We start from the raw sequence: 23,595 nt of genomic DNA on the forward strand, positions 1-23,595 counted from the left end.
GCCCAATCTTCACCGATTGGGCTTTTTCATGTCCGAAAAAATACCCCTACATTTACTCCCACGGATATTCTGGATCTAGTTGGCTTCGACATCTGGAGGAGTGTTGTGAGGCACCGCATTGACTCGGCATATTTCAGCGAATTATCTGTGGCACCGAGGCACCGATGTCGGCGACTTAGCCTGGTTTGGATCATTGGCGACCAGCAGTTGCTTTGTATTGATCCGGGCAATCTGGCTTTTTCGTCGGGTTGAGCATTTGACTCAACGGGGGTTGCTGGCTGCTGTCGTCAGGCCCTGAGACACCGAGGTTGCGACCGCTGAATCGTCGAAGTCCGCGTCGCGTCCATTGCGGTCACTTTTTCAGGCGTATTTCAAGGCGTGCTTTGAGCTGAGGCTTTTCCCAGAGTGCGCGGGCTAAGCGTTGCATCCATTCATTGTGCTCGCTGTGGGGCGATCAAGGCTGTTTCAGATTTTTCCGTTATATTTTTCGTCATAGCAATACAGCTGCTCGTCAATCTCCCTCAGCGGGCGATTAAGCTGCCGGGCCAGGTCACTCAGTTGCTCGGCATAGGCGATGTATTTCTTGTAGTTGTAGGTCCCGTAGTAAAGCTTTGTGCCAGTCAATGCTCTGTAGGCTCTGACGTCGATGATGGGAAACAGGTCTGGCCTGATGAACTTGAGTATCGAACTCGCCATCGGGAAGCCGATGCCCTGTGCGAGGACGAGCTGGTCGATGACGTCCTTTACGAGTGGATCTTTCAGGGAAATATCTGGGGTGGTCGCGAGGGCATTGAGTTTTTCAAGGGTTGCAGGCGGTACCGAGAGTACTCTGTTGGATTTCCACAGAGATACGCGGCGCAATTCGTTCTCGGTGATAGCGCTCGAATTGTTCAACTGTGCGTGCAGTGCTGCGGTCTCTTCATCATTGTAGGAAAAGGTGAAATCCAAGGCTTCGTTTTGCTTGTCAAATGTCCTGTATTGGCGTTTTGTGCTCATTGCTGAGTCCTTTCGGTGAATGTTGTTTCCTTGCTCGTGGCGCTGTTTGCTTGAGCCATCCAGGGTGCCGGTCTGTTGCGTCAGCGAATGAAACCATCAGCAACAGTTCTTGTGTAGAAGATCGCGGCACTTTGCTGTTCAAGGTGTCCTCGCCTGCAGCAAGAGAAGCAAGGGCAGACAGGTCGGTGGAGGATGTTGTGGCCACCCTCGAAAGCGTGTCCCGATCTTGCACGAGGTGCAGTTAAAATGAGCTCCATGTACTGAAAGATCGGCAGTCTGAATTGTAGGTGGCAAAAAACAGAGGGATCTTGGACGTTTTCTTGCCAAAGCAATACCCAAGAAACCAGTCGGACCTGGGCTATCGATGCTAGGTCGCTAGCCATCATCAACCGCGAGGAAAGGGTTGTTTGGTGGTATCGATGGTAAAAGTAACGTCGACTCCCCAATCAGGTACCCCTTCAAAGTCGATTTCTTCCTGGGCCCTTGCACGTTGCATATCCAGATGTTTAAGCCGTTGTCACGCTTCTTGTGGATCTTCAGTTTTTCGAACTGCTTCTGCACCCAACGCCATTCTTCACCTTGGGAGTCTGCCCCCATTGAGATGCCCGGAAACTCCTGGGCATAACGTTGGAAAAGCCCCGGTGTTACTAGAAACAAAGTACCGCTCACCGTGTGGATTTTAGCCTTGCTGTCATTGATCATCAGCTTGTGATTCTGGATGCCTTCTCTGACCCAATTTAGGAATGCCTGGCCAGGGTCATCCGATGGGAGGGGGGAGGTTTTGGGCGGGCTTTCTGACGGCGAGTCACTGTCCTCTGGCTCCTCCAACTCGAACATATTGAGCAGAGTTCCGAGGTAGTCGGTATCTTCCATCGGCATGGGATCTCTCGGCGAAGAGCTCTGACGCGATCCTGTACTGACAATCTTCGGCGCCGGTGGTGATGCCGAAGTGTCATTCGAGTGGTCATCAGCTATAACGCCCACCGTTCCGCTGAAGGCCTCAGGCCGAATTTCGCTCCCCCAAATCAACGCCGGTTGAAGGCGCAGAAAGGTAAATCTCTGCTGCCAGTTTCCCTGCGCCACGAGCGCAGTCCAGATAGCTTTGCCTTCTGGAGTCGACTCGACCAGACCATGCGACTGCAGTTCGTCGAACACGGCAATGTTGGACGTGGGAATGCCCTCAATCGATTGCGACAGCAGATAGGCTCGCAGCTTGTCCGTGACCGTCTTGCTGACGAGCCAGAGTGCGTCCTGGGTCAGCCATCCTGCGGCACCTGGCTGGTTGAGTTTCAGCTCGTGCTGAACCAGATGACGCAGTCCGCTGATCAAGTGATGTTGCAGCGAATGAATCGGGGCCTGCAGCGCCTTGCTTGGGTTGCCACCGATGTTTTGCGCGGTGGAGACACGGTCGGCCTGCATCACCAACTCACCGAGCACGCCAGCACGTTCGTACTGACCGGCCAGGACATACAGCAGACTGGCCCATAGCGGCGGAAAGCCACTGAGCCAGTCCAGGATCGTGCGGTCGAGAATCTGGGTGTAGAGCAAGCCTGCGGCGGCGCCGTGCAGGTGATAGTCGCGGCCTTTGAGGTAGCGAAAACGGTAGGGTTGATCCAGGGAACCCTGCCAAGGATGCCAAAGACGGCCATCCTGGCGTTCGACCACCAGGTCCACGGCGATCTTGCCGATGTCATGCAGCAGGGCGCCATAAGCAATACCCGCCGACCAGGCATCGGTCTGGGCGGACTGGTCTTCGGGTGCGGCGCCGGTGGGAAGCAGATACGACTGGCGCAGTTTCAAACTGCAAGCGACCAGCTCCAGGCCATGGTCGAGCATCCCGCCGAGATACGCATGGTGGTGCGTCTCGCTGGCCGGGAGTTGCTGGACCTGTTCGGCGTAGCGATGGATCGGATTTAAGTAGAGCTGGGTGAATTGGACGTGGGAGAGGGCGGTGTATTGCCAGATGCGATCGAGCAACTGGCGGCGGTGCTCCACTGCTAAGAGGGTATGGGCTGACTCGATGGACAGGTAACCTTCGGCGACGTTGACGGTCGGTGGCGGAGGGGGCTTCTGCCTTTTGTGGCGAAACAGACTGAGCATCGTGACCTCCGGGAAGTGGCTGGGTCAGTGGCCTTTTAGCCTTTTCGGATAGCGCTCTTACCCTTGAGTGCCCATTCCCTTCCAACCCTTACCCGTCCTTTTGGCTCGTGTCCCTTTGTGCGGCAATCGGGATATTGATTTTGCTAGACATCGTTTTGTTGGGGGCTAGTACGGAAAAGAAAAGAGTCGGTACACTGCGGTGCATATTTTTTGGGTCTTGCCATGAACCTCACTGACGCCACGCTCGTGCTGCTGCTCGCGGCACGTATCCATGGGACAGACGAAGCCGTCAGGGCCTCGGCGAAGAGCGTGGTCAAGAAGTTGCCGCGCAGTAAACGCGATCTAATCTACAAGGTGATCGATAGCCGAAGCCCGCTCGAACTGGTGGATTTTCTGGCGCAGAACCTGGATGCGGAATGACATTCTGCGGGTGTGTGCCCATCCCTGACTCTTTGCATCAGAGCCCCGCGGCATGGGGGGCTGGGCGCAGAAAAAAGGGCCCAACTCGTGTTGGACCCTGTGAAGCGTTTGCAGCGGAGAGGTAACGATTAAGCTCCATCGTTCATGCAGAGTGAGTCGTCCAAGACCGCTCGCTTCAGTTGCTGCTCCAGGTTGAGTACATATTCAGAGGCGCTTCGGGCGTGACCACTGGCGCGAAAGATCGCGCGTTTGTCAGCCTTGAGCAGGCCGAGCCAGGAGGCGATGTAGCCCTCGTGCCGCAACTCTCCCTGTATACCGGTGTAGGCACATAAAAACGCAGCGCCCATTTCGGCGATCAACTCCTCAAACGCGTAGCCTGGCGAGCCGAGCGGACAGGCGGACGTCACACCTTCGCGCTGCAACCGAGAATGATGCCCGGTCCAGTGCGTCAGCTCATGCAGCGCGGTGGCGTAGTACCCACCTTCATCGTGAAATTGCGCTTTTGTCGGCAGTTGGATGAGATCCCTGATCGGATGGTAAAAGGCTTCGTCTGCAGATCGATGAACGATGTGTGCACCCGAACTTAACAGCAGATTTTCCGCAGCGCTGTTGGGCTGGAAGGGATCACTCTGTTCCGTCTCGAGCAGGGTTTCATTGAGCATTTCGAGTCCCTCCGTTTGCTCGATGTTGAACAGAAAATGCGTCCTGAGAATGCCAAAGTGAGCGACCTTGGGCTGACCATGTTCATCAAGTAGGGGTTGGCCTGACTCGGTCTGTTCCTCGCGCTCCATCGGCTTGTAGAGCACCGCCAGAGTGCTGTGCTCACCCTTACGGATGTGCCCACCGGCCTTTTTGGCTTGGTTGAAGGTCAACCAACGATCTTGAGTGAATCCCTGCAACCTGGCCTCAGCCCAGAGCAGCGGCAAGTTGATCCCTGAATAGGGGCGCTGCGTGATGGCGTTAATGGGGTAGGGTTGATGATGACCGGCGTAAGCTGAGCCACTTGAGGACCAGGGTTTGATCCAGGGGGCAACGCCTTGATCTAAAGCAGTAACGATCTTGTCAGTCACGTCTTGGTAGATATCGCGCATGGCATTTTCCTCGAGAGAAAACGGAGGAACGCCGTGCCCGTCGGGGAGGGTTCCCCGGTGGGTGATGGGTTGGATTGATGCAGGACTTGCATACCGTCCGCATGTGGGTGTGGGCGCCGAGCACGGTCGTATGCGTTTAGCGCTGGTACTCTCCTACAAGAGCTATCAGCAAGGCGTCAGGCTGGTCCGGCTCTTGGAGCAGGCCAAGGCGTAATTTCAGTAACAGGTCATGGTGTGGATGACCCGTTGACGCGATGTGGGCTACCTCGAACACCATATGTGGCTCGTGTGGATACGCCAGGTGAGCCTCGAAGGCTGCGCGCAATACGTAGCTCAGCCGATCGACCGGCAACTTCTCAGGGTGACCTGAGAGCTCGAGCAGTACTGCGCGTTGCCAAGCGCCAGGAGTGAACACAATTGGCAACTGAAGGGTGCTCAGTGCTTCCGGTGTAAGTGAGTCGGACATGGTGTGCCTCCGCTGAAAGCGCGAAGAAACCTGTCCCGTGCGGGAAAGAATTTCCCCGCGGTGGGTTGAAGAAAAACAAGAAGGTTTGCCTGGCGAGCAGAGCTCGAAAGGCACTCAGGAGAGCAGTAGGCGTTCATCACCATAGAAACGGTGACCGTGCGAGCTACCGAACGCTAATCGCACTTGGGGAGAACCATCACCGAGGTGACGTAGTCTTGAAGGTCCTGACTATCTGGGAAGGGTGCTGTCGGTAACAGCGATCCGTACCTAGTATTTAACCGGACGATTTACATGGGTCAATCACTGTAGAGAAGCTGTTTTACGGGGCTTGTCTTCTGTCTTCCAGTGAAGATTTTTCGACTGGGCAAACTGATAAGCGGTCAGGCACGGACAGTTTTCAGTAGTAGGCTGTTACTCCTGTCTCAACCATGAAAACGCTCAGAAGAGGGCGAGACCATGCCGACGCAGAACCCTGTTCAGATTTCCCGCGCCCACCGCTGGGCATATACCTGTGGCATATCGATAAAGCGCGGGTATCGCATACTGAAAGCATTCGAGACCCGCTTAGCTGAGCGCGCGATGGTGGCAGGTGTGCCTGCGGGTAATTTACTCGTTCGCGGGAGCTTTCTGATCGCCAAGTTCACTATGGTGGGAGCGTTGCTTTTTGTAAGTTTTTGGCTGTTCCTGTCGTTGATGACTCTAATGGGTTTGTATTGGGTAATCGTCCATCGCCGAACCAACGCCTCAAATGACTTTTACGGGGCTCAGGCATTCGGCGATCCTTATGGTGAGTACGAACTCAATCGTGCACCGGGACAGCCTGACCTGGACGAGCATTAGTGGGTTGTCGTTAGCTTTTTCTGATTGAAGTACCTGCAGAAATCAGAGCATCAGTACCTTTCGAACCCGCATTTTGTGCACTGAGTGTCCCTTTTCCTAACATGCCTTCTGCTATGGAACCTACGCTATATCCGGCCCAACTCATGGCGGCTAGAAAAACCATCGGCAGCACGATGAACATCGCCCCCATCACATACTCAATTACCTGCGCCGTAACTGTCCCCTCCATGAAGCCGGATGTGGGAAGCGATAACAACACTTGATTGGAAGTCGAAACTTGGTTGTACAAGGTGTCGAGCATGCTGGAGTCGACCCAGCGTGCTAACTCCCACCAGAAGCTCAACATGTGCAGCGTGAACAGCGCGAACGTCACCGTCATGACGGTTTTCAGCTGGTAAGTACTGACCAACAGGATCAACGGCAAGCTGATGATGACGCCCATGATCAGGAAGGCCTGCACCATTGGCAGAGCGGCGCGTAGCGCATTCATCGCCGGGAAGTTGCTGAAGGAGCCGAGGGCCAGCCCGGTGTTGGTGGCCAGGTTATTGAGCCCCTGATTGATCGAGCCGCCACGAGCGCTAGAGCCATAGTCCTGGTACACCTGTCCGGGCGACATGGACATCGATTGCTGGCGCGGGCTGACCAGTTCGCGCAAGGTGGCATCCTCGATCTCGTTGCTCGAACGACCAGTCAACCAACCTTTCATCTGAGTCAGCAGCGAGGGGTCAACCTGCTGGATCAAGCGCTCGCGCAACCCAACACCGCTATCACTCCACCACTGCTTGCAGGTGGGGTAGCCCGCACCATTTTCTAGTCGAGGCAAGGAGACATCGCGGCTTTCGTCATACGGCCAGCTGACTCGCGGTGTGCGTGAGCGATCCGTATCGTAGTAGCCCCGTGTGTCGAGAAAATAGCTTGAGCCGATCCAGGACACGTCGTGACTTTGTGCCTTGTCCAACTGCGGACGGTCGGTGAACAACCGAGAACGGGAATAGCCATAGCAGTCGCGAGTGAAGTCGGCGACTTCCTGCAGCAGTACCTGGCTGTCGATGCGCGAACTGTCGATCTCCATGCGCATCTGCCGGATATCCGGTGCGCAGGGGATGGAAGCGGTGGCCGCGGCGGTCACGCCTTTGCTCAAGGCATGCACCAGAAACCACCAGATCGGCACATTGGCGGAGCGTTCACCGATGGTATTGAAGGTGATCCCCCAGGCGGTTTCTGCTGGCTTAGCCACACTGACTCCGCAGCGCTGGCTGGCCGCATCATCGAGTGCCATTGAGGCGAGGCTCAACGGAAAGACAGGCGCGCAGCCGAACAACACGACGATGTAGGCCAGCCACAACCGGTTCTCAATCCGCGGTACCGACAATAGTCCCTTGTAGCCTTCATCTGCGCCTTGCTGACGGGCCGACAACCATTCCTGCAAGATGATTGCACCAAAGGGCGCGGCGAATAGCCCGGTGTCGGACAGGACGCTCCAGAGGCCGTTGTTGATGATCCAGGCCAGCAGCGAGAGGTAAAACTCCAGGTAGCTGTTGGTGCTCATGAGCATGGTGGTGACCTCACAGTCGGGTGAGCTCTACACAGGTAAAGAGTACGATCCCCATTGCCCCGATGCACTTCACACGCAGTTGATCCTGTGGCCGATGTCGGTAGCGCCGAAGCAGATCCCACCAGAGCGCAAAGAGGGCGGCGTAGAGCAGAGCGCGCCACCACCGCAGATAAGGCCGTGCGGATTCGAATGCGTGCTGCCAGGCCTCGAAACTACTCAGCGCAGCGCGGCCGATCCATGCGACCAGTGCGGCGGTCAGGATCATCACCGCGGCAATCCCCAGGCTCGAAAGCAAAGTGAATAGCGGTGAGCGTTTCATGGCTCACTTGCGCCTGGCGTCAGCGTCATTGAGCCGGCCCGGCTCAGGGTCGCCTTGCTCGACGGTGCGCGAAGCATCGGCACCGCCGGCATGCCGATCGAGCACCAGGCTGGCGGTATTGGTGGCGAGCATCTGCCGGACCTGCAGTTCGGTTTGTAGCAGGCGTATTTCGCGCTCTAGAGCGTCGATGTTTTTCGTCAAGGCGCTCTGAGCCGGCTCGGCTGAGGCGATGTTCGGTTCGTGACTGCCCGCCAGCAGAGTACGCAATAGCAGCAACGCTTTGTCGAGCACACTGGACAAGGCCGTCTCACTGGCCAGGCGCCGCGCCAACAGATCCTGATCGGGGTCGTCGCGCAGGGCTTCGACTACGCCACGGGTTACCGGCAGCATAGGGCTCGAGGCTTTCGCCAGGTTGTCAGGGGTAGGCGACAGTGAGCCGGACAGCAGCCCTTGCAGGGCCTTGAGACGTTCGCTGTAGGCCTCCTGGATCAGCGGCGTCAATCCGCTGCCAGCGGTCGCACGCAGGGTTTCGCAGGTATCGCAGGTCGTGACTTCAGTTTCGCCCAGCACGCGAACGGCCCATTCGGATTCCTCCTGGGGCGAAGCCCAGGTCTGGCAAATGGCCCCACCCAGGCAATCGCTATTACTAATCGAGGCATTGTCATCCATCGACCGGTTATGCAGCAGGTTGTAGCCCGCGCGCACTACGTCGGCGGTCACCCGAATGGGCGTCTGCCCATCACCACCAGCCTTCGAGCCGCCGACCCAGGACACCCCCTTGTTGCCGTTATGGGCCTCGGTGTTTTTCACCGCGGCCACCGCATCACCGCCGGTTTGCTCCAGATTGCCCTGCATCTCCTGGTTCTTGGCCAGCGCGCCCCAGCCGGCTTGACCGACCTTGTCCGCCATCTTCTCGGCCATGGCCTGGCAGGTCAGCTTCGAGCGGTCGAAGTCGATACGCCCCTGCATCACCCCGTTGCTCAACAACTCATAGAGGCCGGGGTTGGCGCGTTGGATGATCAACGCCGGCAGCGACATCACGGCTTGGGTCGCGTTCTGCACGATGCTGCCCATGATCTGCTGGAAACCTTCGGTGACGCCGTTCAGCTGGTTTTGCAGGGTGTTGGTGAGGCTCATGTTTCCGCACATCATGTTCGCTCGCCATGACCCGCCGACACCGAGACCACTGGGTCGGTAGAGCGAGCTCGGTGAGCCGACTGCCGAGCCGCCACCAATGGTGTACATCACTCGGTCGTCGAGTACTTCACCTTGAGTACCCAGACGGTAATCGCCCTCGGCGGCGTAGGCATGTGTGGCAATGGCGAGCAGTCCACAGAGCAACAGACTCATCGTGCCCAACCAGGGCCGCGCGAGAAGCCGACTCATGAAGCACCTCCTTCGAAGTCGATGCTGAACAGGAAGGTCTGTCCCTCACGTTTGCAGCAGCTATAGGGACGCCACAGCGACCAGGCGTAGCCGCCATCCGCGCTCTGTACCGGATCGCTGGGGAAGATGGCGCACGTGGGCTGCACCTGGGGGTAGAGCAATTGCCATTTGTGGGTCGAAGCGTCGTTTTCAACGATCGGGCCAGGCGGCCAGTAGCCGTCGCGTTTGGCGGGCGTGAGTGGTAAGTACACATGCGGCTGCCAGTTGTGGGTAATCACATCGCCGGCGCGTTGCGCCATGACTGCGGCCGCCTTGAAATCGTCGGGCTGTACCAGAAAGCCCTGCCGGGGATAAACGTTGCCCCACATGTTTCCCGAGACCTGACGACCAATTTCACGGATCCCCGGCATGAGCGATTCGGGGTAGAAACTTTCTGGGATGCCATGGCGCCAGGCCAGTGAGTCCAGGGTACTCAGGTAGTAAGGCATTAATGCAGTTGCACCGCTGGCGCAGGCATAGCCGGATTGCGAAGCCAGTTGCGTTGCGACCCAGCCACCGGGGTGGCCGATGCCATCAACGTTCTTGAATCGAGGCAGGTTGTCGCGGCGGGCGTTCGGCGTGATCAGGTTGCCGCCACCTTCTGCACCGCTGATGGGAGCGGAGAGGGTGGTCATCTCGGTCCAGGGGTTATTGCCGGTGGTGGCGTAGCTCGAGACGACCAGTTCAGGAATGAAATGACGAACCTTGGTCGAGGTTTTGACTGTGCAGCCGAAGGGCGTGCAGAGGAGCCAGAAACAAATGCCGACGACCCTGTATTCGAGACAGTTTGGCGAAAGCACGGAGGAGGTGATGCTGACGGTGTCCAGCGCCATGCTTGGGCCGCACGCCAGCAGAATGCTTAGCGCCAAGGGCCGTAGTTTTGTGGGCGGAAGTGACGAGCAGGCAACAGGCATTATCCAGGCTCTCGGTGTATGGCCTGGGCAGGTTCGGTTAGGGACTGAAGACTGTCAGTGGGAATTATGAAGGCGGATCTATCGGATTTGTGAGGCCTGGGACAATTATTTGACGTGAAGGGAGCTGCGCAGCGTATCGGGGTCTACAAGTAGTTGATCTGTTGTGATTTCGAAAATATTGGCGAGTTTGCACAGGACCAACAGCGAGGGGTTGCCCGCGCATCGTTCGATTTGGCTGACGTAGGTGCGATCCACCTCGGCCATGAGCGCCAGCTGCTCCTGGGTAAGGTTCTTTACGCGCCGCATCCAGCGGATGTTCTCCGCCAGTTGCAGACGAAGTTGTTCGTAGTCTTGAGTCATGCGCGCAAATTGCGCCTTGAGGGACTCTCAATCCACGGGATATAGTCTACATTGGCATTGAATTAGGCCATTTGGTGCCCATGCCTGTTATCGAGCGTTCATTTGGTGTCGTTAAGATTTCGAGGCTGGGTCCAGTGTCTAACAATAAAATCAGAAATCTAGGGTGCGTATGGACGAAAACTACATTTCAATTCCCGCGGCGGATGATTGCCCAAATCTTCTGACACCTTGGGGCAGCGAATTTTCGCCGATGATCGAGCGTGGTGTGCAATGTGCCCAGGCTTGGCTTGAGGCAACGACCGATATTCCTTTGTGGTGGGAACTGGCGCAAACGCGCAAGACCTTTCCTGTCGGTGACTGCCAAGATGCCTTCGAAGCCGGTTTTCTGTTGAGAATTCAGCAACGGCTTCGGAGCGTGTCACAGTAACCCTGTTGCTTATGGGCGATTGCATCGTCTTGATCGCCCGTTTGCACTCAACCTGGCTGCATCGACACAGACCATGCAGTTTAAGAACGATTGCCGCTTCGCTGGCGCGTTTTTTCCACCGGCTGAACAACTCGGTGGGGGATTGTGCTTCCCTTATTTGGGCGCTGCACCAAGGGCGGCACTTGCTTCAAATGCCACCGGTCATGCATCGAACGTGAAAATCTCTTGAAAGGTATGGTTCCAGACGCCATTCCTCTAGAATGGAGGCTGACAGAAGTAGCTTTCGCCCTGTTACAAACAGGTTTACGTAGCTAAGATTCTGATTAAGTGCAGATTCTGCACGCTCTGAGAACGTGGAGCGCGATATGAAAGCCAAACGAGTGTTGAGTGACGATCTGGTGAGCCGACTGGAGGATAAGATCCCGGTCATGGCTGAAGGCGCCATCAATACCGCCTATATCAACGCCCTGGCTGCCGGCCGCAGTGTGATGGAAATCATGAACGGCATGCTTGTTGAAACGACTGCTGACGGTAAGCACAAAGTCATTCGGGTGGCCAAGCCCAAGCACAAAGTGACTCTGGGTGGCGTCATTAAGGTGCGCCGTTGCTCATGACTGTCCCTCGGTTGAGGGTCTTTGCTGGACCCAACGGCTCCGGCAAGAGCACGATGAAAAGTGCCATCCCTTCCCACCTGATCGGTATCTACATTAACCCGGATGAAATCGAGAAGGCTGCCAAAGACAGCGGTCGTCTGGAGTTCAGTGATTTTCAACTGGAAGTTGAGGGTGATGAGGTCCTCGGTTTCATTAGGGAGCATCGGCTGGTCAGGTCTGCCCGGCTCGATGAGGAGGCGACCAACATAGGCTTTAGCAGCAACGGCTTGAATTTCCAGACGGTCGCGATGAACTCCTATTTTGCCTCCGTGCTCTCTGACTTCATCCGGAACAAGCTCCTCGAAGACCAGCTGTCTTTCACCTTCGAAACGGTGATGTCTAGCGACGACAAAATCGCTTTTATGCTCAAGGCAAGAGAGTCTGGATACCGAACCTACCTGTACTTTGTGGCAACTGAAGACCCTGACATCAATATCAACAGGGTCAGGAACCGTGTCGCGGCAGGTGGGCACCCAGTTCCCACAGAAAAAATTGTACAGCGCTACGGCCGTTGCCTGAGCCTGCTGCCTGTGGCTATTGCTGCTTCGGACCGGGCCTACATCTTCGATAACTCCGGTGCCGATCTGGTGCTGCTGGCCGAAGTTACGGATGGGACGGACCTTGAGTTCAAGGTTGATGAGGTCCCTGACTGGTTCATGGATGCCTACGTTGAAAAGGTGTCCAACGGCTAGCTGCCGGATTGGCCAAAGCTGGGAGCGCCACACCTCCCTTATATGGGCTCTATTCCTCGTGCGCTATCGATCCGTTCAGCTACCCGGTAAGCCGCTTCCAACTCCGAACAGCCATTCTCCTGCATCAGTGTCCAGCGTTCGGCTTTTTCCTCGGGCTCTGTCATGGCCAAGGCGAGGTAAAGACTGGGTGGCACGGCTCGAAACAGCGTCTCGAGCTTTTTCGACAGCACCACTCCCTCGGTGTATTTCCCCGGCTCTTTGCTGGCGGAGAGCAACAGGGCTTTCTGCGCCGGTGAAAGCTTCTTGAACCGTGCGATTTCTTCGATTTCCGCGGGCGGCATATTCAAACAAATCCACCATTCGATCATGTTGAGCATGGTCTGCGCAGCCGTGGGAAAATCAGCAAGGTTCTGCGTCGCCAGCCAGAACCAAGCGCCGAGCTTGCGCCACATCTTCGTCCCCTTGACCACGAACGGCGCCAGCAACGGGTTCTTGGTGATGATATGACCCTCGTCGGTGACCATGATGATCGGTCGGCCCAGGTACTGGTCGCGCTCGGCGAGGTTGTTCACGGTGTTCATCAAGCTGATGTAGCTGATGGACATCTGTGCCTCGTAGCCTTCGCGCGCGTAAGTGGCAAGGTCGACAATGGTCACATCGCTCTCGGGCCAAGGCGTGCCTTCGCGATCGAACAGTTCACCCTCGAAACCCTGGCAAAATAGGTCGATGGACTCGCCCATTTCCTGGGCACGCTCGCGACGTTTCTCCGGCAAGTGCGGGTCGGCGGCGACGCCCAGCAAGGCGTCGCGTACGTCGCGGGTCAGTACCTGGCGACCCGCCGCGACGCAGGTCTGCGCCGCATCGAGAATGCACTCGCGGATCAAGCTGCGATCGGCTCGACTCAGGCGCGCCTCTTCTTTGGCCTCGCCGCTGGTGATCATCAGGCGGGCAGTGATTTCCAGTTCGCCGAGAACATCGCGCTGGTCTTCGTGACTGGTTACCACCTCATCGTCCAGCTCATCGATCGACAGACTCGCCACCTGATCCGGCTGCTCGACCAGGCGCCAAGCATCGGCGAACGGGGCGAGACTGACCGAGGCGCCAGGTTTCAATTGGACCTTGTTGACCGACAGGCCCTGTGTCGCGAAGTAGTCTCCCTGCAAGCCGAATGAGTTGCCGGCCTCGACGATAAACAGGCGAGGGCGGTACACGGCCATGACCTGCATCAGTAGGGTGACCAAGGTCGCCGACTTGCCGGCACCGGTGGGGCCGAACAACAGCAGATGACCGTTCATGGCCCGATCCAGGCGTGACAATGGGTCGAAGCTCAATGGCGAGCCGCCGCGGTTGAACAGGGTGATGCCCGGGTGGCCGGTGCCGGTGCTGCGGCCCCAGACCGGAACCAGGTTCGCCAGGTGCTGGGCGAAAATCAGGCGCGTGTACCAGTTGCGCGTGTCGCGTGCCGGGTTGTAAGCCATCGGCAACCAACGCAGGTAGCTGTTGCAGGCCGCGACCTCGTCGCCTTCACGTACCGGTTGCAGCCCCGCACCTAGTAGGGCGTTAGCCAGGCTGACCGAGCGCTGGTGCAGTTGCAGTTCATCATAACCGCGCACGTAAAACGCCAGGGTTCCCCGGTACAGCTTGTGCTGACGGCCGATGATCGCGCGAGCCTCTTCGACATCCTGGCGGGTCTGGGTCGAGGCCAGGTTTTCACCGATGGCTTTGCGCGCCAGGCGGTTCAATTGGTCCTCGAGCACGTCCTGCGGCTTGACCACCAGGGTCAGGCTCATCACCGTGCATTCAGGTAACTGGTCGAACAGGGCATTCACCGCGTCACCCTTGCGGGTTTCGCCGGTGAGTTGACCAATCGATGGTGCCCGCCGCAGTTTGTCCACCACCATCACCCGGTGGGGTTGATCGTCGAAAAACCAGAGTCCGTGCTGCACATCCGAACGCGGTTCGTTGAAGAACAGCCGCTCGGCAAAGTCATGATCGAAGGGCAGTTCCAGCGACTCACCGTCGCCCGACTCTGGATAGGCCACGCAGCGGTAGAACTCCTCGGGCGCTTCATCGGTGAGCCTGGGGGCTGGATTGAACCAGGGCAATAACCAGGCATAAAGACCTCGACCATCGACTCGCGTTGATTGCACCCCGCACGCCTGCAACGAAGCACGGATACGTTCGCAAGCCTGTTGCAGGGATTGCACTGGAGTGAGTCCCGTCTCCTCAGCGTCAGACTCAAGCCAGCGATAGATCACCAGGCGCACCCGTCGGTTATTGCCACGCCAGGATAGGTGCGTAACCACCTTATCCTCAAACAGACCACCGGGCTTGGTGATGGCCTTCAGATGACGACGGCTGAGCTCCAAATATGCCTGGGTGAAGACCGTGCCTCGCGCGCTGTCCCGGATATAGTCGGTGAGTCGGGTCAGATAGGGGGTGAAGTCGTTGTCGTCCTGGCAGAAAAACTGCGCTATCCAAGGCGCTTGATCCAACTCGTCAAAGCTATCCTGCAGGGCATCCTCGAGGGCATCGCGGGCCGCCATCAGCCAATCGGGTTCGCGCCCTTCGGTGCCGATGGGCAGCAACTCGAACACCGCGCCCACCGAACGATTGTCATCGAGCAGAAAACACTGCTCAGTGTCGAGGTACTCGACCCAAGGCAGGTGATCGGTGAAGCTGGGGTTGTGCGCATACAGTGCGGTTTCATCGGCTAAGGTCACGCGCGGGCGCGACGGGTTGCGCCAAGCTTTCCACGCGGGAGTGCGGTTGCCCGAATCGCCGGTACGCACTACAAGTCTTCCTGACGTTCACCAGGTAATGCGTACTGCACTCGTTGGTAGAACGGAAAGACGGTTGAGTAACCCGGGACCGGTGCTTGCTCGGTACCGCTCAGGTGCGGATACACGTACAGCACTAGATCGGGATTGGGCAGGCGAGGGAACAGGTTGCGGATCTCATTCGTCGCTGTGCGAGTGTACGGTTCCTGGAGAGAAGAAGAGAAATATGCCTGAGCCAGCGGGCGGCGTAACTGTTGCCGAGCCTCCAACAGTTGCTGCTGAGTGCCTTGTGAAGCGGCGCCGTTCCAGATGTCCAGCATGGTTTGCTCGCCATGGGGCAGAAGCGTTTCCTTGTCGGTGGAACACCCCGTCAGGACCCAGCAGAGCAAGCTAATCCAGGTCAGGCAGAGAAGCATGGTCTTTTTCATGGCGAACGCTCCGGCCCTTGGGCTCGTAGTCGATGGTTATCTCATGGTCGAGGTGCAGTGCGACCTGTGCTGCAGGTGGTACGTACACGGCAGCAAAGGCTTCGCCATACAGTTTGTTCACCCACTCGCGGATGTCGCTGACCCCACCACTGAGAATTGAATTCAGTGCGCTATTGCCACTGCTGCTGGTGACTCCGAGCGTACTGCCGCCCGAACTGATCACACTGCTGTTGTTTTGCTCATTCCCGAGCAAGGCAGCGACACCCGCGCCGGCGGCAGTGATCAGGCTCTGGCTGCTGAGGTATTGCTGGGCGTTCGAGCGGCGCTCGCCGGCAATGCAAGGAATGCCATAGGGATCGGACAGGTAACCGAGTCCACCGCGGATCTTGTCGGTGTTTGAGCTCTGGGTGGTGGAGGCATTGCGGCTGGCTACCGCCTTCGGCTGAGGCACCGTGCGGATGGTGCCATCGGTAAACACAAAGGTGATCGACTCGACCTGTCCGCGTACGCAAGACAGGGTCCAGTCACCGGAGGCTGTGCCGCTCATCACGGCCCCCGCGACGTCCGGTAGGTCGATGCCGTTGGCAGTCAGGTTCTCCGGACCGACCAGCACCTTGAAGGGATAGGGATCATTCACTGTGCCGTCCACCGGGACTCGGCCGATCAGCGCGGTCATGGCGACCGAGCCCATCAATGTCGCGTTTTCGGGAATGGTGTAGACCGGCTTCGCGCCTTCGGTACGATCAGCGGATCGTGTCGGGTCACGCTCACCCTTGGTGACTGCCCCTAGCTGTTTCTGGCTGCGATCAATAGTGTTATCTTTCAAGCCTTCCAGTGAGTTGAAGGCGGTAGGCAGACTCAGTGCGGGGGAGGTCTTGGTTTTGCCTCGGGCGTTGGTGGACAGAGCATCCGAGGGTTCAATCCACTGCAGCGCATCATTGGCAGAGTGCCGCCCTTCAAACTGAGCACCGTCGCCGGGCTCAAGCCCCAATCCGATTGGCATATCCTTGCCTTTGCCGGTCAGCCCCGACAACTGATCCTGCAATTGCGTCAGCAGACCGCGAGCCTGACGACTGTCTTGTTCCGCTTTGAGTCGGGCCTCGTTGGCTTGGCGGCGGCCTTCGTCGACCTGCTGGGTCACGCTGCCAAGCGCCGTCTGGATACGCGAATCGACGCTGTTTTCCCGCTCGCGCAGGCGGTTGTTCTCCGTCTGCAGTGAATCGTTGTGTTTCTTCAAACCGAGCATGTCGCTGCGCATGGCCTTCACCTGCCCGACCAGGGTGGCGACCGTGTCGCGTGGGGTATCGCCAGCAATGCCGAGCGACTTGGCTTGCTCGGCGGATAAATGAATATTGCCCTGATCAACTGGGTTCTCTGGGGAGGGAGTGTTACTACCCGCGACCCAGGTTTTCAGGATGATCAGCACCACGGCCAGCAGCACAGCCGGTACCAGCCATTTGAGCAAGGCGTTAGCTTTCATCATCTGCACCTCGCGCAACGAGCGGGAGCAGCACGGCTTGTTCGAGGCCGGCACCGCGGGTGACGAGGTAGGCGATCGTGGTGTCTTCGGCACTGCCAATCGGTCCGAGGAAAGCATGCTGGAAGGTCGCGGCGAACAGCTTGGCCTGAAGCCGACGCGGATCGAGTTGCACCGTCTCTGAACCACGATTGCGCAACTTCACTGCCGTCACCCGATAATCACCGAGTCGCCAGGCGGCGATAGGTGTGCTGGACACGTTTTCGGTCGGCAGCAAGGTTGGCAGTTCGGTGCGCAGCTTGAGCGGGACGCGGCGTACACCGGGCAGGGACTCCACGGTGCGCAGAGGCGCGTACAGGCTTTGCGCGGCGTAGCGCGTCAAAGCGACCGGGATCGGCGTGCGTTCTGGAACAGGGACGCTGCTAGATTCAGCCTCGGTAGTTTGCACCTGAGCATTCTTGAGAATACGCACGGGCTCCAGCGGTTGATCGCCGGGAGTGGCCGCGATATCCAGCAGGATGATCTCGCCCGTTGCGACCGATTGCAGTTGCAGTCGAGTCGGCGCAATGGCTTCCGATGCGCGCAGGTACAGCGTGCCACCGGTTGATTGCACGCGCAGCTTGCCCGTTAGGGTTGAGGGCACGCCGACTCGAACATCCTCATCGATAAAGACCACTCGTTCCTGATTGATGACCAGAGGGACCGCGAGGGGTAGGCGTTCCCAGTATATCAGTTCGACGGCCTGTGCTGCAGCTCCCCATAGCATCAATACGACGGTTAGCCCCAGGGTAGAAATCCGCTTCATGGCTCACCTCCAGGCAGGGAGATTTTTTGCGGAGTGCCCTGATAACAATCCAGTGCCAGGCCCCACTTATTGCGTTCGGGGTCCAGATCAAAACGCACCACGCGTAGTGGATAACGCACCACCACCCGTTTCACCGGTTCGGCGGCGTAATACTCATCGGCGTTGAGGTCGAGCTTGACCAGCCAGCTGTCGCGGTCGAGTTGCTTGACCCTTAGTTCCGGATCCTCGCTGTAGCCTCTGCCCAGAATTTCGTAGACACCACGCACCCGCTGGCGCAGTTCGCCGGCGGCCTTACGGTACTCATAATCACCGTCGAGGAAGGCCTTGCAGGCGGGTGTCAGATAGGACTGCAAGCCATAGATGGCGCGGCGATAATCCTGCTCGCCATCCGAGGGCCAGCGGTTGAGTTGGCCAAAGATGTAGAGGGCAAAAGCATAGACATTCTCTGGGGGGACATCCCACCACTTACGAGTGCTGCCCGAGCGCAGATCCGGGGGTACATGCACGGTCAGATCGGTCGGTGCCGAGCGCCAGCCATACCAGAGTCCGGCACAGACCAAGGCGAGGATCACTACCGCCAGACGCAGGCTGAAGATATGGGCCTGTTGGGCATCGATCTTGTTCCGAAACCGGCTCATGACTGCCACCGGGACAGGGCAGGACGTAGCCGGCGCGAACGGCGAACCGTCCAGGCACCGGAGTGGAGGATCAAACTGCCGCGACCCAGGCGCCAACGGCTAGCGAGTATCCATTCGAGCTTGCGGTACAACCAGGTCTCGGGCCGGGCCCGTTTGGCCCGACGCAGTAGCGTGCCACCGGCAAATAACACCAGCGCCATGCCTGCGATCATGCCGGTCGGCGCCACGGCAATCGAGGCGGTGGCGATCGCCAGAGGGACGCCCAGCATCAGGCCAATGATTGCGCCGGTACCGAGCGCTACCCACATCTCATCATTGGTCAAACCACGCAACACGACAGGATCACGATTGAGTCGCTCCGGCAGAAAGACCAAGGTGTCGTCGGCAAGGCGTTCGATAGTGTCGTTCATGTCGACCTCACAGAATCGCGGCAGCCTTGGTCAGAAACCAGATGATGATCACCACTAACAGGGCTCCGATGCCGACTACAGCACCCAAGTCCTTCCAGGTCTTACGCTGGTTTTGTACGTCGGCATAGACGGTCAGGGAGTGCCATGCCACCCCGAGAAAAGCGAGCAGGGCGATCAGCAGACCGAGCAGGATGCCGCCGTCGTAGGCGTAGTTTTTGATCGTTTCGATCAACCCGGAACCTTCACCACGTGAAGGAGCTTCCATGGTCGGAAGTTCGGCAAAAGCCAGGCTTGGACCGAGTACCAGGAGCAGACCGATCAAGCGCTGGCTCGCACGATCACGCAGGTTGTTTTTCAGGGGGACAAGGCACTTAAGCATGACAGTGATCTCCGGTATTAGGACAGGGTGAAGAACATCAGAACCAACAACGCGAGCAATACGCGTGCAGCACTACCGCCAAACGCGCCGAAGCGCACACTGCCGGCGGCCCAACCCCGGTAAGCCGTCCACATCACCCAGGCGCACCACAGCAAAGTCAGGACCAGAACCACGGACATCCAGAGCGTCGAACTGCTCTGCGGTGAGAAACCGGAGGCGTTTTGGAACGCTGAGTTCTGAGCGTCAGTCATGCTCATGGCGACGGCTCCGCGGACGGAGTGTCAAGGCGGTAATCGCCAACCAATTCAGTGGGGTCTCTGGGTTGAGCGCGGGAAGGGGACAGGTAGCCCTGTACTCCGTGACGGATGCGCTGAATGTCCTGGGTCAGTCGTGGGTAGTCGAAGCGATAGCGCTCGACTGATTCAGCCGTGCTGGCTGTCTTAGCTCGTGTCACAAGGCGTTCGATAGTGTCGAGTTGTTGCAAAATCAGACTGAACTGATCCTGTTCATGAGCAGATGCGGCGTAGCTGCCGCTATTGAACGTGATCAATACGAACAGAGAGCAGATTCGGCAAAATATAGTTGGCATGTGGATAGCCCATTTGGTTATGGGGCCAGCATTCAACTAACGTCCAGGCTCAGCAGTAAGAAACATGAAATACGCTGCGTCATTTTTTCAGTACCACGTCTGGTCGCGTAACGAATTAGGACACTACATTGAGGGCTATCAAACGCGGTGAAATGACGCGATTGCGCTGCAAGTACGGTTTCGATTTCTCATGAAAAACGATGGGCAGCCGTTAACGTTTGATGCCGTTAGCAACAATGTTAGCGGGGCGCAAATAAGGCGCGGGCGATATCAGTTTACGAAGAGTGAGTGCAGAGAGTGAACATCCAACAAGCAATTCGGCGGTACCGTATTCGACAGGGCGTGGGGATCACCTTGACCGTCTGCGGTGCGCTAATCTATTTGGTTTCGTCATTGATTTTTCTACACCAACAAGCAGAGAAGCTTGCAGGCACAACGATTTTTGGGCATTTGGGAGGGGTTGTGCAAAATATAATAGCCGACGTTTACCAGGCCACATCACCCTACATCGGTTTTGTATGGAAGTACGCACCAACCCTCAGCCAGGAAAACCCGTTCAGCTATGGAAATTTGCTGTTTTTCGGCTTACTGGGTGTGATGATTGTTGGAAAGCAATTTCTCCTTTCCGCTAGCCAACTCAAGAGGCGTGTTCAGGTTCAACTCGAACGTCTTGGGGAAGCTCAGTGGCGCAATTCGATGCAAAATGGAACTGCGACCCAAGTCAACGCGAATCAGATTGGACAGATCAATTTTTATCAGCAATCTATGCCGCCGTCCCCTAGCGGTGATTGGTGGCAACGGCCGTGGGGTATTGTTGGTTTGTCTATCATTGGCGGTTACATCGTCGCGGTGTTGGCTAAATTAACCGGAATGGTTTAACACGCCAGCAATACGTTCTATCAGATGTATTTTTTAAACGTCGCCGCGGTGATAGCTGTCGTTACTCCGAGCATCATCGCGCTAGGCAAAAAAATGGCCATGGGATTGAGCGAAAAGGGCAAGGACAGGTAAATGACCCATGGCACGATCAGCAGAGGTATCACTGCTCGTTTAGCGCGGTGATAAACAAAACTGCTTTCTCGCCCAGCTCCAAATTTGCGCAGGTCGCGGCGCATCAGTCCATCGACGAAACCAGTGAACATGGCCAGCAGAAATAAGGGGGTGGCCAGGATCAGAATGGTCAGGCGTACCATGAAGGTAAAGGTCACATACACCGCCGCAAGCACGAAATCCTCAATGCTCACGTAGAATTGATTGGTCCAGCCCCAGAAACCGTTGCCTTGGCTCGACACCCGCGCCTGCTGGGCAAAATCCACAAAGCCTGTCTTGACCAACAACCACTGATTGAGGAAATCCAGCAACTGAACGATCGTTTGCCCGGGTTGTTGGAGGATGAGTGAAGCTTTGAAGTGCTCACTGAGCCAGCCCAGTTCACTGGTCAGCATGGCCTGGCTATGCCGCCAGCCCTGATCACCCCAGAACAGCAGCAGGCCGGCGAACTCGATCAGGATCGAGAACAGTAGTGAGGCAACCAGCAAGCCGATGATGCGCAGGACCAGGCTGATGGCCGAGACGATTATTCCCGGATGCTGGATAGATTGTGGCGGCGTGTTCTGTGTGGAAGTCGCCATCGTTCACTCCATTGTGTGCCACAGGACTGATGTCGTTACGACGTCTATTGAGTGTGTTTTTGCTGAATAGAAATCAGGTGGGGTAGGGCTACCCCACCTGATCCAAATCGAAGTTGGTTGTTGGGCCGCCCCCGCTGGCAGTCCACCATTGGCCTGCCTGCTCGTTATAGGTGGCCCGCATTCGCTGGGTGAGTTCCTGCAGGTCCTTGGGCATGGCATCGTCGTTGGAGGGCTTAGGCAAAGGCATGCGGACTTTCCAGAGCTGCCCACCCGCCTGGAAGGAGAACATTTGCCCCTTGGGCAAACTGACGATGTGAGCAGGCTCGATCAGCGGCACACTGGTGCTGCTAACACGATCCTGCGAGGACGAAGTGAAGTCCGTGTTGGCCTCAGGATCGGAGGTGTCAGTCGCCCCCGACACCAGGGTCTTGGTCAGCACGTTAATCTTGGGCAGCTGCTGGGTGAGCAGTTCAGCGGTGGCGGTTTCGCGCACCCGCAGCATCTGCAGGGTGTTGAAGTTGCCGATGACCTGGCCGGCCTTGGCGCGGTTGCCAATTCGCGCTTCGATATCGCTGAGGGTCTGGGTGTAGGCGGTTACCTGGATACCGGCACCGCCGCCCTTGTTGATCAGCGGGATGAACTCATCCCCCATCAACTCGTTGAACTCATCGGCGTGCAGGTTGATGGGAAGCTTGTCGGCGCTGCTGCTCGATGGGGGGAGGCCGTGGTCGATGCCGTGTTTGTAGATGTGGCCGGCGACCGAGACCAAGTCGGCGAACATGGAGTTGCCCACGGCGGCGGCCACCTCGGCATCGGTCAGCGCATCCAGGCCGACGTAAACGATGCCGCGCTTACGGATGATCTGCATCCAGTCGAAGATTGGCCGCGGGTCATCTAAATCGGTGTAGTTGGGGGCCAGCAGTTGGGCGGTCTTGCCGGTGGTGAGTTTCTCTAGCAGCGGTAGCAGTGAGGCGACAATCTTGTCGAAATAGGTACGGTCGTAACGCACAGCAGAGCGTAATCCATCCAGCACCGGATCAAATACCCGTTTTGCTGCCAGGTACTGTTCGATGGCCACTACACGCTTTTCGCGTCCCACCATATGTCGGGGAATGTTCTTCTCGGTGAGCTTGCCTTCAAGCTGGACGATCACTTCCCACGCTTTCGGGTCGGTCTTGGCGAAAAACTGCTGGGCGTATTCGATGAACAGTGCGTCGATGTTGACCACATGTCGCTGGATCTGCAGGTAGTCCGGACGTCGGCCCAGCTCGATCAGTGCCCGGGCGATGATGTTGACGAAACGCCAGGCGAACTCACGGAAGGCCGCAGAGTTGCCTTCACCACTGAGCTGCCCCGCGATGCGCGACGCCACTTCCGAAATGCGTCCGAAACGTCCCACGGCGTTGTAGCGGGCGGAGATCTCCGGCCAGCCTAGATGGAACACATAAAACTCCTTCTCCCGACCGGCCCGCTTGGCTTCGACGTACATACGCTTGAGCAAGTCGGCATCGCCTTTCGGATCGAAGACGATCACCACTTCGTGTTCGATGCGATGAATGTCCTGGGTGATGTACACCTCGGCGAGCCGGGTCTTGCCGACACGGGTAGTGCCGAGCACCAGGGTGTGTCCGACCCGTTCGCCCAGCGGCAGACTGACTTCCGTTTCATCGGGCTCGACCCCATGCAATAGTGGCGAGCCACCTACCGGGGGCAAAGGCCGCAGCGGATTGAAGGCACTGTCCCAGGCCGTGACACGGGCCAGTATCGAGAGTGGAAACGGTGCATGCTCCAGGCGCCGTTCGAGTCCACGGGCCAGGCGGTAGCTGGTCGGTTGGTCGACATAGTGGGCGACAGCCGGATCCTGGGCCTCGACCAAGCGCTGGGTGTGCAGACGGGTCCAGCGAAAGCCGCGGCCCATGAACAGACGCTTGCGGCTGACCGGAATCTGCCGACTGGTCAGCTCGTAGCGGGGTAGCCGGCGGATATTGCGCCGATAGCGCAGCACCTCCCAGGCTTGTCGCAGGCGGATAAGGCCGAACAGGGCATAGGCCAGGGCTGCAACCAGACCCATCTCGGGTGACAGGGCCACAGCCCAGGGCGAGTACACGCACAACACCGCGGCGGCGATGCAGATCGCTACGGTATACAGCTCCACCGCTGGCCGGAGCTTGGACTCCATCGCATGCTCGGCCATGACCTG

Annotated in this window: 26 protein-coding genes; 6 read left to right on the forward strand and 20 right to left on the reverse strand. The window is 57.7% G+C overall.

Annotated features, from left to right (window positions below; genetic code table 11):
• Positions 1–465 precede the first annotated feature (465 nt).
• Both AC07S6_RS08805 and mobH read right to left on the reverse strand, forming a co-directional pair.
• Positions 466–996 (reverse strand): hypothetical protein, encoded by a 531-nt coding sequence (locus AC07S6_RS08805; RefSeq protein ID WP_495112107.1) that lies wholly within the window; start codon positions 994–996, stop codon positions 466–468.
• A gap of 375 nt (positions 997–1,371) precedes the next feature.
• Entirely contained in the window at positions 1,372–3,096 is a 1,725-nt protein-coding gene (gene mobH / locus AC07S6_RS08810) for a MobH family relaxase (RefSeq protein ID WP_495112108.1), read from the reverse strand.
• Positions 3,097–3,318: 222 nt separating this feature from the next.
• On the opposite strand from mobH, the gene AC07S6_RS08815 reads away from it, so the two are divergent.
• A complete protein-coding gene (locus AC07S6_RS08815) occupies positions 3,319–3,516 on the forward strand; it encodes a DUF7740 domain-containing protein (protein WP_007901093.1) in 198 nt (65 codons plus the stop codon).
• 128 nt (positions 3,517–3,644) lie between these two features.
• Here AC07S6_RS08815 and AC07S6_RS08820 read toward each other — a convergent pair whose 3' ends face one another.
• Both AC07S6_RS08820 and AC07S6_RS08825 read right to left on the reverse strand, forming a co-directional pair.
• Complete coding sequence (locus AC07S6_RS08820; protein WP_495112109.1) at positions 3,645–4,607, reverse strand: ArdC family protein; 963 nt, start codon at positions 4,605–4,607, stop codon at positions 3,645–3,647.
• A 136-nt stretch (positions 4,608–4,743) separates the two neighbouring features.
• Positions 4,744–5,073, reverse strand: coding sequence for a hypothetical protein (locus AC07S6_RS08825; RefSeq protein WP_495112110.1), 330 nt, complete (start codon positions 5,071–5,073; stop codon positions 4,744–4,746).
• A gap of 456 nt (positions 5,074–5,529) precedes the next feature.
• Here AC07S6_RS08825 and AC07S6_RS08830 point away from each other — a divergent pair, with 456 nt between their 5' ends.
• Entirely contained in the window at positions 5,530–5,913 is a 384-nt protein-coding gene (locus AC07S6_RS08830; RefSeq protein WP_495112111.1) for a DUF3742 family protein, read from the forward strand.
• 10 nt (positions 5,914–5,923) lie between these two features.
• On the opposite strand, the gene AC07S6_RS08835 is transcribed toward AC07S6_RS08830, so the two are convergent.
• The 5 genes from AC07S6_RS08835 to AC07S6_RS08855 form a co-directional block, all read right to left on the reverse strand.
• Positions 5,924–7,468 carry a conjugal transfer protein TraG N-terminal domain-containing protein gene (locus AC07S6_RS08835; RefSeq protein ID WP_495112112.1) on the reverse strand — a complete coding sequence of 515 codons (1,545 nt, stop codon included), beginning with the start codon at positions 7,466–7,468 and terminating at the stop codon, positions 5,924–5,926.
• Positions 7,469–7,478: 10 nt separating this feature from the next.
• Entirely contained in the window at positions 7,479–7,787 is a 309-nt protein-coding gene (locus AC07S6_RS08840) for a hypothetical protein (RefSeq protein WP_123532909.1), read from the reverse strand.
• Positions 7,788–7,790: 3 nt separating this feature from the next.
• Positions 7,791–9,173, reverse strand: coding sequence for an integrating conjugative element protein (locus AC07S6_RS08845; RefSeq protein ID WP_464001118.1), 1,383 nt, complete (start codon positions 9,171–9,173; stop codon positions 7,791–7,793).
• Entirely contained in the window at positions 9,170–10,126 is a 957-nt protein-coding gene (locus AC07S6_RS08850) for a TIGR03756 family integrating conjugative element protein (RefSeq protein WP_032903622.1), read from the reverse strand. Before AC07S6_RS08850 ends, AC07S6_RS08845 begins: the two co-directional genes overlap by 4 nt.
• A 105-nt stretch (positions 10,127–10,231) precedes the next feature.
• Entirely contained in the window at positions 10,232–10,486 is a 255-nt protein-coding gene (locus AC07S6_RS08855; protein ID WP_096116161.1) for a helix-turn-helix domain-containing protein, read from the reverse strand.
• Positions 10,487–10,655: 169 nt separating this feature from the next.
• Between AC07S6_RS08855 and AC07S6_RS08860 the strand changes: the two genes are divergently transcribed.
• The 3 genes from AC07S6_RS08860 (at position 10,656) to AC07S6_RS08870 (ending at position 12,258) form a co-directional block, all read left to right on the forward strand.
• On the forward strand, positions 10,656–10,913 hold the full coding sequence (locus AC07S6_RS08860) for a LasR-specific antiactivator QslA (protein ID WP_495112113.1): 258 nt from the start codon (positions 10,656–10,658) through the stop codon (positions 10,911–10,913).
• Positions 10,914–11,278: 365 nt separating this feature from the next.
• Positions 11,279–11,527 (forward strand): hypothetical protein, encoded by a 249-nt coding sequence (locus tag AC07S6_RS08865; protein WP_123532903.1) that lies wholly within the window; start codon positions 11,279–11,281, stop codon positions 11,525–11,527.
• A complete protein-coding gene (locus tag AC07S6_RS08870) occupies positions 11,524–12,258 on the forward strand; it encodes an ATPase (protein WP_020300911.1) in 735 nt (244 codons plus the stop codon). Before AC07S6_RS08865 ends, AC07S6_RS08870 begins: the two co-directional genes overlap by 4 nt.
• 38 nt (positions 12,259–12,296) lie before the next feature.
• Here AC07S6_RS08870 and AC07S6_RS08875 read toward each other — a convergent pair whose 3' ends face one another.
• The 9 genes from AC07S6_RS08875 to AC07S6_RS08915 are packed head-to-tail and all read right to left on the reverse strand — an operon-like array spanning position 12,297 to position 19,764.
• Positions 12,297–15,050, reverse strand: coding sequence for a conjugative transfer ATPase (locus tag AC07S6_RS08875; RefSeq protein ID WP_495112114.1), 2,754 nt, complete (start codon positions 15,048–15,050; stop codon positions 12,297–12,299).
• Positions 15,050–15,466 (reverse strand): TIGR03751 family conjugal transfer lipoprotein, encoded by a 417-nt coding sequence (locus AC07S6_RS08880; protein WP_123532898.1) that lies wholly within the window; start codon positions 15,464–15,466, stop codon positions 15,050–15,052. The genes AC07S6_RS08875 and AC07S6_RS08880 overlap by 1 nt, the downstream gene beginning before the upstream one ends.
• Entirely contained in the window at positions 15,429–16,946 is a 1,518-nt protein-coding gene (locus AC07S6_RS08885) for a TIGR03752 family integrating conjugative element protein (RefSeq protein ID WP_495112115.1), read from the reverse strand. The genes AC07S6_RS08880 and AC07S6_RS08885 overlap by 38 nt, the downstream gene beginning before the upstream one ends.
• On the reverse strand, positions 16,936–17,748 hold the full coding sequence (locus tag AC07S6_RS08890; protein ID WP_495112116.1) for a TIGR03749 family integrating conjugative element protein: 813 nt from the start codon (positions 17,746–17,748) through the stop codon (positions 16,936–16,938). Before AC07S6_RS08890 ends, AC07S6_RS08885 begins: the two co-directional genes overlap by 11 nt.
• Positions 17,745–18,386: a PFL_4703 family integrating conjugative element protein gene (locus tag AC07S6_RS08895; protein WP_495112117.1), complete on the reverse strand. Its 642-nt coding sequence runs from the start codon at positions 18,384–18,386 to the stop codon at positions 17,745–17,747. The genes AC07S6_RS08890 and AC07S6_RS08895 overlap by 4 nt, the downstream gene beginning before the upstream one ends.
• Positions 18,383–18,796 carry a TIGR03750 family conjugal transfer protein gene (locus tag AC07S6_RS08900; RefSeq protein WP_123532890.1) on the reverse strand — a complete coding sequence of 138 codons (414 nt, stop codon included), beginning with the start codon at positions 18,794–18,796 and terminating at the stop codon, positions 18,383–18,385. Before AC07S6_RS08900 ends, AC07S6_RS08895 begins: the two co-directional genes overlap by 4 nt.
• A 7-nt stretch (positions 18,797–18,803) precedes the next feature.
• The gene (locus AC07S6_RS08905) at positions 18,804–19,175 is read right to left on the reverse strand and encodes a TIGR03745 family integrating conjugative element membrane protein (RefSeq protein ID WP_003174125.1); all 372 of its coding nucleotides are present in this window, start codon (positions 19,173–19,175) and stop codon (positions 18,804–18,806) included.
• 17 nt (positions 19,176–19,192) lie between these two features.
• On the reverse strand, positions 19,193–19,432 hold the full coding sequence (locus AC07S6_RS08910; RefSeq protein WP_123532888.1) for a TIGR03758 family integrating conjugative element protein: 240 nt from the start codon (positions 19,430–19,432) through the stop codon (positions 19,193–19,195).
• A complete protein-coding gene (locus AC07S6_RS08915) occupies positions 19,429–19,764 on the reverse strand; it encodes an integrative conjugative element protein, RAQPRD family (RefSeq protein WP_123532885.1) in 336 nt (111 codons plus the stop codon). The genes AC07S6_RS08910 and AC07S6_RS08915 overlap by 4 nt, the downstream gene beginning before the upstream one ends.
• Before the next feature lie 297 nt (positions 19,765–20,061).
• On the opposite strand from AC07S6_RS08915, the gene AC07S6_RS08920 reads away from it, so the two are divergent.
• Entirely contained in the window at positions 20,062–20,643 is a 582-nt protein-coding gene (locus AC07S6_RS08920; protein ID WP_495112118.1) for a hypothetical protein, read from the forward strand.
• A gap of 20 nt (positions 20,644–20,663) precedes the next feature.
• Here AC07S6_RS08920 and AC07S6_RS08925 read toward each other — a convergent pair whose 3' ends face one another.
• On the reverse strand, positions 20,664–21,395 hold the full coding sequence (locus tag AC07S6_RS08925; protein ID WP_495112119.1) for a TIGR03747 family integrating conjugative element membrane protein: 732 nt from the start codon (positions 21,393–21,395) through the stop codon (positions 20,664–20,666).
• An 88-nt stretch (positions 21,396–21,483) separates the two neighbouring features.
• A complete protein-coding gene (gene traD / locus AC07S6_RS08930) occupies positions 21,484–23,589 on the reverse strand; it encodes a type IV conjugative transfer system coupling protein TraD (RefSeq protein WP_495112120.1) in 2,106 nt (701 codons plus the stop codon).
• Positions 23,590–23,595: the final 6 nt, after the last annotated feature.

This window comes from Pseudomonas sp. GW821-FHT07B01, from assembly GCF_059419065.1.

What these genes read in the sequence shown, in the direction of transcription:
- AC07S6_RS08805 (WP_495112107.1), bottom strand. Translation starts at nt 996, where the DNA reads ATGAGCACAAAACGCCAATACAGGACATTTGACAAGCAAAACGAAGCC.
- AC07S6_RS08900 (WP_123532890.1), bottom strand. Translation starts at nt 18,796, where the DNA reads ATGAACGACACTATCGAACGCCTTGCCGACGACACCTTGGTCTTTCTG.
- AC07S6_RS08860 (WP_495112113.1), top strand. Translation starts at nt 10,656, where the DNA reads ATGGACGAAAACTACATTTCAATTCCCGCGGCGGATGATTGCCCAAAT.
- AC07S6_RS08915 (WP_123532885.1), bottom strand. Translation starts at nt 19,764, where the DNA reads ATGCCAACTATATTTTGCCGAATCTGCTCTCTGTTCGTATTGATCACG.
- AC07S6_RS08825 (WP_495112110.1), bottom strand. Translation starts at nt 5,073, where the DNA reads ATGTCCGACTCACTTACACCGGAAGCACTGAGCACCCTTCAGTTGCCA.
- AC07S6_RS08820 (WP_495112109.1), bottom strand. Translation starts at nt 4,607, where the DNA reads ATGCGCGATATCTACCAAGACGTGACTGACAAGATCGTTACTGCTTTA.
- AC07S6_RS08895 (WP_495112117.1), bottom strand. Translation starts at nt 18,386, where the DNA reads ATGAGCCGGTTTCGGAACAAGATCGATGCCCAACAGGCCCATATCTTC.
- AC07S6_RS08890 (WP_495112116.1), bottom strand. Translation starts at nt 17,748, where the DNA reads ATGAAGCGGATTTCTACCCTGGGGCTAACCGTCGTATTGATGCTATGG.
- AC07S6_RS08870 (WP_020300911.1), top strand. Translation starts at nt 11,524, where the DNA reads ATGACTGTCCCTCGGTTGAGGGTCTTTGCTGGACCCAACGGCTCCGGC.
- AC07S6_RS08885 (WP_495112115.1), bottom strand. Translation starts at nt 16,946, where the DNA reads ATGAAAGCTAACGCCTTGCTCAAATGGCTGGTACCGGCTGTGCTGCTG.
- AC07S6_RS08840 (WP_123532909.1), bottom strand. Translation starts at nt 7,787, where the DNA reads ATGAAACGCTCACCGCTATTCACTTTGCTTTCGAGCCTGGGGATTGCC.
- AC07S6_RS08835 (WP_495112112.1), bottom strand. Translation starts at nt 7,468, where the DNA reads ATGCTCATGAGCACCAACAGCTACCTGGAGTTTTACCTCTCGCTGCTG.
- AC07S6_RS08905 (WP_003174125.1), bottom strand. Translation starts at nt 19,175, where the DNA reads ATGCTTAAGTGCCTTGTCCCCCTGAAAAACAACCTGCGTGATCGTGCG.
- traD (WP_495112120.1), bottom strand. Translation starts at nt 23,589, where the DNA reads ATGGCCGAGCATGCGATGGAGTCCAAGCTCCGGCCAGCGGTGGAGCTG.
- AC07S6_RS08910 (WP_123532888.1), bottom strand. Translation starts at nt 19,432, where the DNA reads ATGAGCATGACTGACGCTCAGAACTCAGCGTTCCAAAACGCCTCCGGT.
- AC07S6_RS08925 (WP_495112119.1), bottom strand. Translation starts at nt 21,395, where the DNA reads ATGGCGACTTCCACACAGAACACGCCGCCACAATCTATCCAGCATCCG.
- AC07S6_RS08880 (WP_123532898.1), bottom strand. Translation starts at nt 15,466, where the DNA reads ATGAAAAAGACCATGCTTCTCTGCCTGACCTGGATTAGCTTGCTCTGC.
- AC07S6_RS08815 (WP_007901093.1), top strand. Translation starts at nt 3,319, where the DNA reads ATGAACCTCACTGACGCCACGCTCGTGCTGCTGCTCGCGGCACGTATC.
- AC07S6_RS08830 (WP_495112111.1), top strand. Translation starts at nt 5,530, where the DNA reads ATGCCGACGCAGAACCCTGTTCAGATTTCCCGCGCCCACCGCTGGGCA.
- mobH (WP_495112108.1), bottom strand. Translation starts at nt 3,096, where the DNA reads ATGCTCAGTCTGTTTCGCCACAAAAGGCAGAAGCCCCCTCCGCCACCG.
- AC07S6_RS08865 (WP_123532903.1), top strand. Translation starts at nt 11,279, where the DNA reads ATGAAAGCCAAACGAGTGTTGAGTGACGATCTGGTGAGCCGACTGGAG.
- AC07S6_RS08855 (WP_096116161.1), bottom strand. Translation starts at nt 10,486, where the DNA reads ATGACTCAAGACTACGAACAACTTCGTCTGCAACTGGCGGAGAACATC.
- AC07S6_RS08850 (WP_032903622.1), bottom strand. Translation starts at nt 10,126, where the DNA reads ATGCCTGTTGCCTGCTCGTCACTTCCGCCCACAAAACTACGGCCCTTG.
- AC07S6_RS08845 (WP_464001118.1), bottom strand. Translation starts at nt 9,173, where the DNA reads ATGAGTCGGCTTCTCGCGCGGCCCTGGTTGGGCACGATGAGTCTGTTG.